The following is a 12,840-nucleotide window of genomic DNA, read 5'->3' as shown; positions in this document are numbered from 1 at the left end:
CATCGAACTCGTCGTGGTCGATCATCCGCTGACGCCGATCCAGCAGCGCAATCTCGAAAAGGAACTGAAGGCCAAGGTGCTCGACCGCACCGGCATCATCCTCGAAATCTTCGGCCGCCGCGCCAAGACTCGCGAAGGCACGCTGCAGGTTGAGCTCGCGCATCTGAACTATCAGCGCAGCCGCCTCGTGCGGCCCAAGCGCGAGGATCGTCGCATCCGCTTCGGCATAGACCGGATATCGCTTGGCCATCAGCTCGCGCATCGTGGCTTCCGGATCGGCATTCTGAAGCAGCGGACGGTTCTGTCGGCGTTGCACACGACGCATCAGCGTCGGCAATTCGGCGTTCAGCCAGAGGGAAACACCATGCTCGCGGATGCGGGCGCGGGTTTCCGCATCCATATAGGCTCCGCCGCCAGTCGCGATCACCTGCTGCTTTTCGCTCAAGAGCCGCGCGATCACCTTGCGCTCACCGGCGCGGAACTCGACCTCGCCCCTGAGCGCGAAGAATTCGGGGATCGACATCCGCGCCGATTCCTCAATCGCATGGTCCGAATCGATGAAGGGCAGGCCAAGGCGCTGCGCAAGCCGCTTGCCGACCGAGGTCTTGCCGGCGCCCATCAGCCCCACCAGCACGAGATGCCGCCCTCCGAGCTTTTCCAGAAGGCGTTTGGTCGTCTCTTGTGCCACGGGGTTGGGCGGGGGCAGGGCTTCGGTCTCGGTCATCTTCTTTTTTGTGCGAAACGGCAGGCGTGGACACCTAATGCAAAATCTTCGGCAAATATCCACCGACTTTTGTCACATTGCGCCGAACTTCGTCCGGCTTTGTTGCGCCGCTTTTCGCGCGCCTCTTGCCTTGGCGTGATCTGCGGCGGATAAACGGCGGGCTTTCAGGGCGGTTCGGCGATGCTTCTCCTCGCGCGCATTCTCGTGTTCCTTGGTCTTCTCGCCGGGCTTGGCTATGGCGCGCTCTATGCGCTTGGCGCGATGGTGGAGCCGGAACAGCGCGAGATTACCGTCATCATCCCGACGCCGAAGCCGAAGAATTGAGGGCGTCGTGAGCGAAAAGCCTGGTTCCGACAGGCATGTCCGCGCGTTTCTCGCCATGGTCGCGGCAGAGCGGGGCGGGGCGAAGAACACGCTCGATGCCTATGCGCGCGACCTTGCCGATTATCGGGAGTTCCTCACGGATAAGCGGCTTTCGAGCGCGAGTGCTGGCGTGAACGATATCCGCGTCTATCTCCAATTGCTCGCGGAACGCGATTTCAAGGGCACGACCATCGCGCGCCGCCTGAAGGAAGCCCAGAACACCGCCGCCATGCTGACGACCTTCAACGAGGTCGACATGAGCGCCGTGATGGCCCTGCGCGCCCAGTACAAGGACGTGTTCGAAAAGCGCCACGGCGTGAAGCTGGGCTTCATGTCGTTCTTCACCAAGGCCGTCGTGGCCGCGCTGAAGGCGATCCCGGACGTCAACGCCGAGATCGACGGTCAGGACATCATCTACAAGAACCACTACGACATCGGCGTCGCCGTCGGCACCGACAAGGGCCTGGTGGTTCCGGTCGTCCGTGACGCCGACGTGCTGAACCTGGCCGAGATCGAAAAGACCATCGGCGACCTCGGCAAGAAGGCCCGCACCGGCGGCCTGGCCATCGAGGACATGCAAGGCGGCACCTTCACGATCACCAACGGCGGCATCTACGGCTCGCTGATGTCGACCCCGATCCTTAACGCGCCGCAGTCGGGCATCCTGGGCATGCACGCCATCAAGGAACGCCCGATGGTGGTCAACGGCAAGATCGAGATCCGTCCGATGATGTACCTCGCTTTGTCCTACGACCACCGCGTCGTCGACGGCGCCGGCGCCGTGACCTTCCTGGTCAAGGTCAAGGAAGCCCTGGAAGACCCGCAGCGCCTGCTGCTGGACCTCTAAGAGACCCCGAGAAGCCCGCCCTCACCGGCGGGCTTCTTTGCTTTTCCGGCCCCGGCGTCCTAGAGCGTGAGGCCGAAAGTGGGAACCGGTTTCGGCTGATCTTACGCTCTAAGTATCTAACTTTAGAGCCTTTTTAACGCCGGAAATCGATTCCGATTTCAGGCTAAAGGCTCTACGTCGGGGCCGTTCGCACTTCAGGACCTGGGACAATGGCCAAGGACACGCTCTATCTGCTGAAGCCGCATTTCGAGAAGGACGGCGCCCAGCGCTTTTGCCCCGACTGCGCGATGATGGAGGGCTATCTGGCGACCTATCCGGCGCTGCGCGAGGCGCTGGAGATCGTCCGTGTCGACTACGCCCGGCCGCGCGCGCCGCTGGTTGAACGGCTCGGCGAAGACCACCAGAACGCCCCGACCCTGGTCTTGGCGGAAGCCGCGCCCGACGCCGGTCCGCACGGCGAGATCCTGTCGGCGAATGGCCTGTCATTCCTCACTGACGCCCGCCCGATCACGCGCTACCTGGCGGCCAAGCACGGCCTGGCCGCGCCGCTCTAGATCTAGAGCGCGTTTGAGCTGCGGTCCCGGATACTATACTATCCGAGCGTAGATAGGACGGCCCCATGGGAAAGTTCGAGATCGCGCCGGCAAGGGCCAAGCTCTTCACGCACCGTGGCGGCCAGGCCGTTCAGCTGCCTGAAGGCTTTGCGTTCGAAGGCGCGGAAGTGCTTCTTCGCCGCGAGGGTAACGCCGTCATTCTGGAGCCGGCGACGGTGAAGCCGCCGCGAACGCGCGCCGAGCTTGAGGCCATGTTCGCGCGTATCGACGCCGAAGGCGGCGCCGATTTCCCCGATCGTGATCAGCCGCCCATGCAAGAGCGTGACTTCGACTGGTGACCCTGGCGCTCGATACGAACGTCTTTGTCGATCTGACCCAAGGACGGCGCCCCAAGGTCCGGGAGCGCTACATCGAAGCCGTGCTCGCCGCCGAACTCATGGCTGCCTCGGTAATCGTGCACCACGAACTGCGGTTCGGCGTATTCGCCAGCCGTGATCCTGAGGCAGCGGCCAGACATCTCGCCGACTTCTTACGGGATGTCGTCATTGAGCCGTTGTCCCAGGACGATGTGGAGGTCGCCGCCCGCATACGCGAAGCGCTTAAGCGCGCGGGTACGCCGATCGGTCCTTACGACCTCCTGATCGCGGGCCAAGCCCTGAATCGCGGTTGGACCTTGGTCACCTCGAACACGCGGGAATTTTCCCGGATCGAAGGCCTCTCCCTGGAAGACTGGTCGCTCTAGCGGCTGGCCTCCAGCACCGCGTCGCCCAGGCGGCCGTAATCGCCATTGAAGTGGTGGCCGCCGGGCAGGCGGATCTTGGCGACCTTGTCGTCGGGCAGGGTGGGGCAGATGTCGCGCCGCTCCTTGTCGCCATAGACGCAGGTGATCTTCACGTCCTTCAGCGCCGCGATCGCCGGGGCGACCGGGAACGAGTCACGGGGCGCCAGGTTCAGCCAACTGACCGGATGAAAGCGCAGGTCGCCGTCCGGCCCGGTTCCGATCAGCACCACGCGGCTGACCTGGGCGCGGACGTCCTGCGGCAGCTTCGGGATGATCGCCGGCAAGGCGTCGGCCCCGAACGAATAGCCGATCAGCACCACCTTGCGCCGGCCCCACTGGCGCTCGTAGCCCCGCAGGGCTTTGGCGAGGTCGGCGGCGACACTGTCGACGGTGCGATCGGTTCGGAAATACGCCAGCGAGTTGATCCCGAGCGTCGGCACGCCGTTGTCGGCCAGCCGTCGCGCCACCTTCTGGTCCAGCGGGCCCCAGCCGCCGTCGCCTGAATAGAGCACCGCCAGGGTGTCGCCGTCCTGGGCGCTGGGCACGACGACGGGACCGGTCCAGGTCGGCGTCGATCGCGCGAAGGCGGCCGAGAAGGCGCAGACGGCGGCGACGGAGGCCAAGGCGGCGGACAGGCCAAAGAGGCGCAGGCGGGTCATCATGACTCTAAGGACGACACGGCCCGGTGACCCTCTCCAGGCGCTCTAGTGTCAAGCTTGTGGCGATCCCCGGAGCGGGGAGGGCGCCGCCGTGCGTTTCCCGCCTTCTCCTTGATTTTCAAGGGCGCGGACGACGAAAGGTTGTTCCGTTTTTAACAGTCTGGTTCTAAGGAACACCCGCCTCCAAAGGTCTGACAATATGGCCGGCGAGGCCCCATATCTTGTCCGGCGCCGATCCCGGCGCGTCCTGAAGGCGATAGACCCATGGCTCAGTACGACGTCGTCATCATCGGTGGCGGTCCTGGTGGCTACAACGCGGCGATCCGCGCTGGCCAGCTGGGCCTCAAGGTCGCGATCGTCGAAGGCCGCGGCAAGCTGGGCGGCACCTGCCTGAACGTTGGCTGCATGCCCTCGAAGGCTCTGCTGCACGCCTCGGAACTGTACGCCGCCGCGACGGGTCCGGAATTCGTCAAGCTGGGGATCGAGGTGAAGCCCAAGCTGAACCTGCCCCAGATGATGGCCCAGAAGGCCGAGAGCGTCGAAGCCCTGACCAAGGGCGTCGAGTTCCTGATGAAGAAGAACAAGGTCGACTACGTGAAGGGCTGGGGCCGTATCGAGGGCGCCGGCAAGGTGGTCGTGAAGGCCGAGGACGGTTCGGAAACCACCCTCGAGACCAAGAACATCGTGATCGCCACCGGCTCCGAGCCGACCCCGCTGCCGGGCGTGACGATCGACAACAAGCGCATCGTCGACTCCACCGGCGCCTTGTCGCTGCCGGAAGTGCCCAAGCACCTGATCGTCGTCGGCGCCGGCGTGATCGGCCTGGAGCTGGGCTCGGTCTGGAAGCGCCTGGGCGCGGAAGTCACCGTCGTGGAATATCTCGACCGCATCCTGCCGGGCACGGACACCGAGGTGGCCAACGCCTTCCAGAAGATCCTGACCAAGCAAGGCTTCAAGTTCCAGCTGGGCGCCAAGGTCACCGGCGCGACGGCCTCGGCCAAGGGCGTCAAGCTCGGCTTCGAGCCGGTCGCCGGCGGCGACGCCCAGACGATCGAGGCCGACTACGTGCTGGTCGCGATCGGCCGTCGTCCGTACACTCAAGGCCTGGGCCTGGAGACGGTCGGCATCACGCCGGACAAGCGCGGCATGATCGCCAACGATCACTTCAAGACCGGCGTCGCCGGCGTTTGGGTGATCGGCGACGTGACATCGGGTCCGATGCTGGCCCACAAGGCCGAGGACGAAGGCGTGGCTTGCATCGAGCTGATCGCGGGCAAGGCCGGCCACGTGAACTACGGCATCATTCCGGGCGTCGTTTACACCAGCCCGGAAGTCGCCACGGTCGGTCAGACCGAGGACGACCTGAAGGCCGCGGGCGTCGCCTACAAGATCGGCAAGTTCCCGTTCCTGGCCAACAGCCGCGCCAAGATCAACCACGAGACCGACGGCTTCGTGAAGATCCTGGCGGACGCCAAGACCGACCGCATCCTGGGCGCTCACGCCGTCGGCCCGAACGTCGGCGACATGATCGCCGAGGTCTGCGTGGCCATGGAGTTCGGCGGTGCGTCGGAAGACATCGCTCGCACCTGCCACCCGCACCCCACCCGCTCGGAGGCGATCCGCCAGGCGGCGATGGGCGTCGAAGGCTGGACGATGCAGGCTTAAGGCCGGCGGGCGGGGCAACCTGTCCGAAACTTAATGTTTGCGTCCGAACAATCGGACGTAGAGTGGCGGGGTTTCGGAGACGGAGCCCCGCCATGCTTTTATCGGTCATGGCCTTCGCGGCCGCCCTTCAGGCCGCTCCACGGGTTGAGATGCCGCCCGCGCCGTTCGTTCAATCGCCGCCTCCGCCGGCCGGCAAGGTGATGCGCGACGCCAAGCAGCGCGAGGCTTGGCAGGCGCGGATGGGGCGGATCGCCAAGTGCCGAGGCTACGGCGTGGAGCACGCTCGGGGCGTCGCGGCTGAATCTCCTCGCTCCACCGAGATCCTGGCTCGCCGTTCCTCCGCTAGGGCCCGGAAGTTGGGCGAGATGCCGCCCGCGCATGGCGAGCGCGCGGTTCTGCGCACGGTCGATGGCTGCGCCATCTCGACCCCGATCGTGGTGCGTCGCGATACGCCTCAGCCCTGAGCCAGGGTTCGGAACGTCACCGAATAACGCCGCGTTTCCAGCGGTGGGATGCTGTGCTCCCAAGCCGTCCTTGCGGGCCCGCTGAGCAGATACGCCGAGCGCGGCGCGGCCTCGAACGCGCGCCGCTCCCAGGTCTCGCCCACGCGTCGCCGAAGGCGGAAACGGCAGGGCGTCAGCAGGGACACGCCCGCGACGTCGCCGAACTCGGGCCGGTCGCGATGCCAGCCGATCGCCGCGCCCGGCTCGTACAGCGAGACCAGCGCCTGCTCGAACGCTTCGGGCGCGTGGCCGGCAAAGGCGGCGACGGTTTCGCGCAGCGGCAGCAGGAAGTCCGGTATCGGCGTCGCCGGATCCAGGCTGCGCCGCCCGAAGTCATAGCGCCAACCGAACGCCACGACCTGACGGTGGCCGGCATAGCCTCGGAACTCGAACGGCTTGAACGCTAGGGCCTCGAACCGCGCGGCGAGATCGCGCTCCTCGCTCGGCGTCATCAGGTCGGGACGGTGGAAAAGGCCCTCGGGGAGGCCGGGGGGAGGCTGGAGCGCGAACAGATCGGCTTGCATGACGTCTGACATGGGGGCGCAGCGCCCAAGAAAAAGGCCCCGTCGGGGGACGGGGCCTTGAAGTCGCTTAGGGGAGGAGACGCCCCGCCGCATGAACGGGGCGCTACGCTTACTGGAGCTTAGAATTCTTCCCAGTCGTCGGCCGAGGCGGCCGGAGCGGCCGAGCTCTTGGCGAAGCTGGCGACCTTGGCCTGGGCCGCGGCCACCGGGTTCAGGCCCGGGCGGCTGCTGGCCGAGACCGGAGCCGGCCCCTTGGCCGGCGCGGGGGCCGGACGCGAGGGGGCGGGAGCCGGACGGGTCGCGGCGCGGGCCGAGCTGGCGCTCGAGGACGGGGCGGCGGCCGCGGCGCCGCCGACGCGGAAGCGGCCGATCATCTTCAGCAGGTTGCCGGCCTCGCCCTTCAGCGAGTGGGCGGCGGCGGTCGATTGCTCGACCATGGCGGCGTTCTGCTGGACGGTCTGGTCCATCTGGTTGACGGCGGCGTTGACCTGGTTGAGGCCGGTGGCCTGCTCCTGGCCCGAAGAGGCGATTTCGCCGACCAGGGCGTCGATCTCGCCGACCTTCGAGACGATGGCCTGCAGGGCCTCGCCGGTCTGGCCGACCATGCTCACGCCTTGGTTCACTTGCTGGCTGGAGGTCGAGATCAGCGTCTTGATCTCCTTGGCGGCGTCGGCCGAGCGCTGGGCCAGGGCCCGGACTTCCTGAGCGACGACCGCGAAGCCGCGGCCCGCTTCACCCGCCCGGGCGGCTTCGACGCCGGCGTTCAGGGCCAGCAGGTTGGTCTGGAAGGCGATTTCGTCGATCACGCCGATGATCTGGCTGATCTCCTGCGACGACTTCTCGATCTCGTTCATGGCGTCGACGGCGTTGCGCACGACCACGCTGGAGCGTTCGGCGTCGCCGCGGGTCGAACCCACGACCTTGGCGGCTTCCTGGGCGCCGGCCGACGAGCGACGCACGGTGGCGGTGATCTCGTCCAGGGCGGCGGCGGTTTCTTCCAGGCTGGCGGCCTGCTGCTCGGTGCGACGCGACAGGTCGTCGGAGGCCGAGGCGATCTCGTCCGAGCCGGCGCCGATGCTGCTGGCGGCGTGGACGATGGTGCGCATCGTCTCTTCCAGCTGCGTCACCGCGCCGTTGAAGTCGGTTTGCAGGCGCTTGTAGCTCTCGGGGATGTCCTGATCCAGGCGGTAGGTCAGGTCGCCCTCGGCCAGGCGGTTCAGGCCGGCGGCGATGATTTCCATGACCTGAGCCTGCTCCTTGGCGGCGGCTTCGGCCATTTCCTGGTTGCGGCGGCGCTCGGCCTCGGCCTCGGAATTGGCGCGAGCCTGGGCGGCCTCGGCGGTGCGCAGGGCCACGGCGTTGTCCTTGAACACCTGGACCGAGCGGGCCATCGCGCCGACTTCGTCCTTGCGATCGGCGCCCTTGACCTCGACCTCGACCGAGCCGCCCGCCAGGACTTCCATGGTCTTGGCGGTCGCGTTCAGCGGGGCGGCGATCTTGCGCGACCCGATCCACAGGGCGAAGAGCAGGGCCGAGCCGGCGGCGATCACGCCAAACAGCACCGAGACGATCGTGTTGGTCAGGGCTTGCTTGGCCGAGGCGGCCACCATCGCATCGGTCTCCTTCGAGTGGACCGAGACGAACTTGTTGACGTCCTCGTTCAGGCTGGTGATGTCCGGGTCGATGATCGCCATGATCATGACCGCCGCCTCATTGGCGTTCTGCAGGCCCATGTCGGCGCCTTGGCGCGCGTTGGTGTAGATTTTTTCCAGGCGTGCGGAGAAGTCGGCGACCTGCTTGGCCGAGGTGGGGTCCGCTTCCTTGATGGCGGCGAGATACTTCTTGCCTTCCTTGTAGGCCTTATCGACGTCGTCGCTGGCGGCCTTGGCCTCGGGCGAGGTCCCGTCGTACGACACCGTCCGATAGGCGCCGTAGCCGATGGCGGTCACCCGCCGATTGAAGCGAGCGGCCGCGAGTTCGGCCGGCGCGCGCTGTTCGACCAGCACCTGGGTCGCCTGTTCGGCTTGACGCGCCTGCCAGGCGCCCATGCCCACGATCGCCAGCGCGACCACCGTCAGGATGACGGCGGGCAAAGCGACTTTCGTCGAAATCTTCAGGTCGTCGAACTTCATGATAGCCTCTCGGGGGCTGCGTTCCGGCAACGCGGAAAGCGCGCGTCTCGCGATCAAGAAGCTCTGCCTGACGTAAAATCGCGGTTAATTCCGGCAGCTTAGGCCGTTAACGCGACAGTCTGTCGCAGATAACCCTACGTAAGGTGTGGCCTTCAGGCCTTGGGATGCGCTGCCTGATAGGCCGCCAAGAGGCCCGCGGCGTCCACCTGGGTGTAGCGCTGGGTCGTGGACAGCGAAGCGTGACCCAGGAGCTCCTGGATGGTCCTCAGGTCGGCGCCGGCGCCCAGCAGGTGGGTGGCGAAGGCGTGGCGGAAGGCATGCGGCGTCACCCGGTCCGAGAGGCCCAGGCGCCCGCGCAGGGTCTGAACCAGGCCCTGGACATGGCGCGGCGACAGCGGACCGCCGCGCTTGGCCCGGAACAGCGGCTCGTCGGGCCCGAGGACGAACGGCAACTCGTCGGCATAGACGGCGATCGCGTCACGCACGGCGTCCAGCACGGGCGCGATGCGGGTCTTGCCGCCCTTGCCGGTGATGCGCAGCGCCGCGCCCAGCGGGACGTCGCTCCAGGTCAGGGACAGGGCCTCGGAGATGCGCAGGCCGCAGCCCCACAGCAGGGTCAGCACCGCCTCGTCGCGGGCGGTCTCCCACGGCTCGCGCTCGGTGTCGCCCGAGGCCTCGGCGATCAGGTCGCGGGCCTGGTCCTCCGAGACGGGGCGGGGCAGGCCGATCTTCAGGCGCGGGCCGCGCACCAGGCCGATGGCGGCGTTGGCGACACCATGGCGTTGGTCGACATAGCGGTGAAAGGCGCGGATCGAGGACAGGGCCTGCGAGATCGAGCGCGGGGCTAGGGCGTTCTCCCCCTGGCGGCGGAAGGCCAAATAACCGCGCAGGTCGGCGGTCGAGATCTCGCCTAGGGCGGCGACGCTCAGCGCCTCGCCCCGGTGGGTCTCGAGAAAGTTCAGATAGGCGAGGACGTTGTCGCCGTAGGCCCGCACCGTGCGCGGCGAGGCCCGGCGCTCCAGCGTCAGGTGGTCCAGCCAGGCGGCGAGGGCCTGGCGAGCCGTCACAGGACCGGCCAGCGTTCGGCGGTGCGTTCGACCACCCGGCCCAGGAAGTTCACGAGTTCGGTGCCCATGTCGGGCATGAAGGCCTCGGGATCGGTCGAGCCGAAGGCCAGCACCGCCTCGCGGCGCGGCTCCCAGATCGCCATGCGCACCAAGGCCATGCTGCGGATCAGCTCGGCCTTGTCGCCGAACAGCGGCAGGGCGGGGGCGAAGAAGCCCATGCGCGCGATTGGGGCGTCGCCGACCAGCATGTCCGCCTGGCCCTCGGCGAGGGCGCGCCAGCCGGCGGGAACGCGGTTCGGACCCTCCAGCGCGATCACCCCGGCGGCGAGGCCAAAGCGCAGCACCGACAGCTCGTCGACGCGGCGGGCGAGGTCGGAGTGGTTGCGGGCGTCGAGCATGTCGATGACCGCGGCGTGGGTCTGGGCCTGGGCGGAGTAGTTGGCGCGGGCGTTGGCCTCGATCGCTTGACGGGCCAGGGCCTCGCGCTTGTGGGCGGCGGCCACCTTGGCCAGGGCCGCCGGGCCGAAGTCGAGCACGTTGCTGGCGTCGACCTTCAGGCCGAGTTCCCCCAGCAGGTCCTCGTCCTGGCGCAGGAACTGCGGCTGGGTGCGCAGGAACGCCCGGACGCTGTCGGCGTCGACCGTCGTCTTCTTGGCCGCGCGAGTCGCGTCGCTCATGGGTGCCCCGAGTCTGGTGAAATGACGGGTCGATGAAGCCCCAAGACGGTTAACGGGGTCTTGATAAGCGGCGCCGTGCGCACTCTCGACCTGGGGAGCGTTTCGCGGCAGAAGCGTCTGGCTATGCCGCGTATCGCTTCCGTCCTGCTGCCGATGCCCTTGCCGGAGGCTTTCGACTACGCCGAGCCGGAAGGGCTGGACCTGGCCGTCGGCGACCACGTCGCCGTGCCCCTGGGGCCGCGCGTGATCCGGGGCGTTGTCACGGCCGTGCGCGACGGGACGGGCGGCAATCGGCCGCTCAAGGTGGTGCAGGGCAAGCTCGATGACCCGCCGTTGCCGCCAGGCGTGCTGACCTTCGTCGAGTGGGCGGCGCGCTATTCGGTCGACGTGCCCGGCTGGCCGCTGGCCATGGCCTTGCGCGGCCTGCGCCATCCGCCGCCCAAGCCCGACAAGGTGCTGGTCGTGACTGGGGTCCAGCCCGCGCGGATGACCCCGGCGCGGCTGAAGGTGCTGGCGGCCGCCGAGGGGACGAAGCTGTCGAGCGCGGCCCTGGCCTCGGCCGCGGGCGTCTCGGCCGGCGTCGTGAAGGGGCTCGTGGACGAGGGGGCTCTGGCGGTCGATTTCGTCGAGCCGGAGCGCGGTCTGCCCCAGCCCGATCTCTCCCTGCCGGCCCGCGCGCTCAATCCCGGCCAGGCGGCCTGCGTCGATGTGCTGAAGGAGATGCTGGACGCCGGTGGCTTCCAGGCCGCCCTGCTGGACGGGGTGACCGGCTCGGGCAAGACCGAGGTCTATCTGGAGGCCGTGGCCGAGGCGCTGAAGGATCCCGAGGCTCAGGTGCTGGTGCTGCTGCCCGAGATCGCCTTGACCCAGGCGGTGATGGCGCGTTTCGAGCAACGGTTTGGCGCGGTCCCGGCCGAGTGGCATTCGGGCGTCTCGCCGCCGCGCCGCCGTCAGGTCTGGGAGGCGGTCGCCAGCGGCGACGCCCGCATCGTCGTCGGGGCCCGCTCGGCGTTGTTCCTGCCGTTCCGCAAGCTGCGCCTGCTGGTCGTCGACGAGGAGCACGACGGCTCGTTCAAGCAGGAGGAGGGCTTCATCTACCAGGCCCGGGACCTGGCCGTGGCCCGCGCCAAGATCGAGGGCGCCAGCGTATTGCTGGCTTCGGCCACCCCGTCGCTGGAGAGCCTCTACAACGCGCAGATCGGCCGTTATCGCTGGCTGCGCCTGTCGGCGCGGCACGGGGCGGCGCAGCTGCCCGACATCGACCTGATCGACATGCGCCAGACGCCGCCGGAGCCGGGGCGCTGGCTGTCGCCGCCGCTGATCAAGGCCATGGCGGTCACGCTACAGCGGGGCGAGCAGGCGATGCTGTTCCTGAACCGGCGCGGCTACGCCCCGCTCGTGCTCTGCCGGGCCTGCGGTGAGAAGATGAAGTCGCCCGACACCGACAGCTGGCTGGTCGAGCACCGCTATACCGGCCGCCTGGTCTGCCACCTGACCGGCTTCTCGATGAAGAAGCCCGAGGTTTGCCCCCACTGCGGGGCCAAGGACTCGCTGGTGTCGATCGGTCCGGGCGTCGAGCGGGTCGAGGAGGAGGCGCGGCATATCTTCCCCGATGCGCGGGTGGCGGTGTTCTCGTCGGACACGGTGATGGACGCCGAGGCCGCCAAGAGCCTGGTCGCCAGCATGGCCGCCGGCGAGATCGACATCCTGGTGGCCACCCAGGCGGCGGCCAAGGGGCACAACTTCCCGAACCTGACCCTGGTGGGCGTGGTCGACGCGGACCTGTCCTTGCGGGGCGGCGACCTGCGGGCGGGCGAGCGAACCTTCCAGCTGCTGGCCCAGGCCGCGGGGCGCGCGGGGCGCCATGAGAAGCCGGGGCGGGCCCTGCTGCAGACCTATGCGCCGGACCACGCGGTGATGCGGGCTCTGGCGGCGCAGGACCGGGATGCCTTCGTCGAGGCCGAGATGGCCATGCGTCAGGACGCGGGTCTTCCGCCGTTCGGGCGGCTGGCGGCGCTGATCGCCTCCGGACCCGACGCCGCAGCGCTTGAGGCCTATGTCGACGCCCTGGCGGCGGTGATCCCCAACGCCGAGGGCGTCGAGGTCTTCGGCCCCGCCGACGCGCCGCTGTCGCTGGTGCGCGGCCGTCGCCGCAAACGCTTTCTCGTGCGGGCCGAGCGCAACGTCGACCTGCAGGGCTTCATGTCCGCCTGGCGGGCGCGGGCGAAGATCCCGAACTCGGTCCGGGTGGTCATCGACGTGGATCCTTACAGCTTCCTCTGAGCCTCGCGGGCGCCAAGCTTCGCTGCGTCCACCGGTCACATTCCGTGTCTCTGCACGCTCC

General features: G+C 68.1%; 13 protein-coding genes and 2 pseudogenes. 9 read left to right on the top strand and 6 right to left on the bottom strand.

The window, feature by feature from the left end; all coding sequences use genetic code 11:
- Positions 1–193, top strand: a pseudogene (locus tag Q0379_RS21355) (GTPase HflX); the annotation flags it as partial.
- 66 nt (positions 194–259) lie between these two features.
- Here Q0379_RS21355 and Q0379_RS21350 read toward each other — a convergent pair.
- Positions 260–724 (bottom strand): annotated as a pseudogene (locus Q0379_RS21350) (shikimate kinase); the annotation flags it as partial.
- Positions 725–904: 180 nt separating this feature from the next.
- On the opposite strand from Q0379_RS21350, the gene Q0379_RS21345 reads away from it, so the two are divergent.
- From Q0379_RS21345 to Q0379_RS21325, 5 genes are all read left to right on the top strand, one after another.
- The gene (locus Q0379_RS21345; protein ID WP_299016509.1) at positions 905–1,048 is read left to right on the top strand and encodes a hypothetical protein; all 144 of its coding nucleotides are present in this window, start codon (positions 905–907) and stop codon (positions 1,046–1,048) included.
- Between the two features lie 7 nt (positions 1,049–1,055).
- Positions 1,056–1,934 (top strand): dihydrolipoyllysine-residue succinyltransferase, encoded by an 879-nt coding sequence (gene sucB, locus Q0379_RS21340; RefSeq protein ID WP_299016507.1) that lies wholly within the window; start codon positions 1,056–1,058, stop codon positions 1,932–1,934.
- A 209-nt stretch (positions 1,935–2,143) separates the two neighbouring features.
- A complete protein-coding gene (locus Q0379_RS21335) occupies positions 2,144–2,488 on the top strand; it encodes a DUF3088 family protein (protein ID WP_299016505.1) in 345 nt (114 codons plus the stop codon).
- A 65-nt stretch (positions 2,489–2,553) separates the two neighbouring features.
- The gene (locus Q0379_RS21330) at positions 2,554–2,826 is read left to right on the top strand and encodes an AbrB family transcriptional regulator (protein WP_299016503.1); all 273 of its coding nucleotides are present in this window, start codon (positions 2,554–2,556) and stop codon (positions 2,824–2,826) included.
- Positions 2,823–3,230, top strand: coding sequence for a type II toxin-antitoxin system VapC family toxin (locus Q0379_RS21325; protein ID WP_299016502.1), 408 nt, complete (start codon positions 2,823–2,825; stop codon positions 3,228–3,230). Before Q0379_RS21330 ends, Q0379_RS21325 begins: the two co-directional genes overlap by 4 nt.
- Here the strand turns inward: Q0379_RS21325 and Q0379_RS21320 are convergent.
- On the bottom strand, positions 3,227–3,928 hold the full coding sequence (locus Q0379_RS21320) for an AcvB/VirJ family lysyl-phosphatidylglycerol hydrolase (protein WP_299016500.1): 702 nt from the start codon (positions 3,926–3,928) through the stop codon (positions 3,227–3,229). The genes Q0379_RS21325 and Q0379_RS21320 overlap by 4 nt on opposite strands.
- 264 nt (positions 3,929–4,192) lie before the next feature.
- Here Q0379_RS21320 and lpdA point away from each other — a divergent pair, with 264 nt between their 5' ends.
- Together lpdA and Q0379_RS21310 are read left to right on the top strand one after the other, a co-directional pair.
- Positions 4,193–5,593: a dihydrolipoyl dehydrogenase gene (gene lpdA / locus Q0379_RS21315; protein WP_299016498.1), complete on the top strand. Its 1,401-nt coding sequence runs from the start codon at positions 4,193–4,195 to the stop codon at positions 5,591–5,593.
- A gap of 92 nt (positions 5,594–5,685) precedes the next feature.
- The gene (locus tag Q0379_RS21310) at positions 5,686–6,057 is read left to right on the top strand and encodes a hypothetical protein (protein WP_299016496.1); all 372 of its coding nucleotides are present in this window, start codon (positions 5,686–5,688) and stop codon (positions 6,055–6,057) included.
- Here Q0379_RS21310 and Q0379_RS21305 read toward each other — a convergent pair.
- The 4 genes from Q0379_RS21305 to Q0379_RS21290 form a co-directional block, all read right to left on the bottom strand.
- Positions 6,048–6,632, bottom strand: coding sequence for an alpha-ketoglutarate-dependent dioxygenase AlkB (locus Q0379_RS21305; protein ID WP_299016494.1), 585 nt, complete (start codon positions 6,630–6,632; stop codon positions 6,048–6,050). The genes Q0379_RS21310 and Q0379_RS21305 overlap by 10 nt on opposite strands.
- A 107-nt stretch (positions 6,633–6,739) precedes the next feature.
- Positions 6,740–8,752, bottom strand: a complete 2,013-nt coding sequence (locus tag Q0379_RS21300) for a methyl-accepting chemotaxis protein (RefSeq protein WP_299016493.1) — start codon at positions 8,750–8,752, stop codon at positions 6,740–6,742.
- 152 nt (positions 8,753–8,904) lie between these two features.
- The gene (locus tag Q0379_RS21295; RefSeq protein WP_299016491.1) at positions 8,905–9,819 is read right to left on the bottom strand and encodes a tyrosine recombinase XerC; all 915 of its coding nucleotides are present in this window, start codon (positions 9,817–9,819) and stop codon (positions 8,905–8,907) included.
- A complete protein-coding gene (locus Q0379_RS21290) occupies positions 9,816–10,496 on the bottom strand; it encodes a DUF484 family protein (RefSeq protein ID WP_299016489.1) in 681 nt (226 codons plus the stop codon). The genes Q0379_RS21295 and Q0379_RS21290 overlap by 4 nt, the downstream gene beginning before the upstream one ends.
- A gap of 123 nt (positions 10,497–10,619) precedes the next feature.
- Between Q0379_RS21290 and Q0379_RS21285 the strand changes: the two genes are divergently transcribed.
- Positions 10,620–12,779, top strand: a complete 2,160-nt coding sequence (locus Q0379_RS21285; RefSeq protein ID WP_299016487.1) for a primosomal protein N' — start codon at positions 10,620–10,622, stop codon at positions 12,777–12,779.
- Positions 12,780–12,840 lie beyond the last annotated feature (61 nt).

The sequence above is a fragment of the uncultured Caulobacter sp. genome, from assembly GCF_937900395.1.
GTDB lineage: Bacteria > Pseudomonadota > Alphaproteobacteria > Caulobacterales > Caulobacteraceae > Caulobacter.
This window is presented reverse-complemented; position numbering and strand designations above follow the sequence as displayed.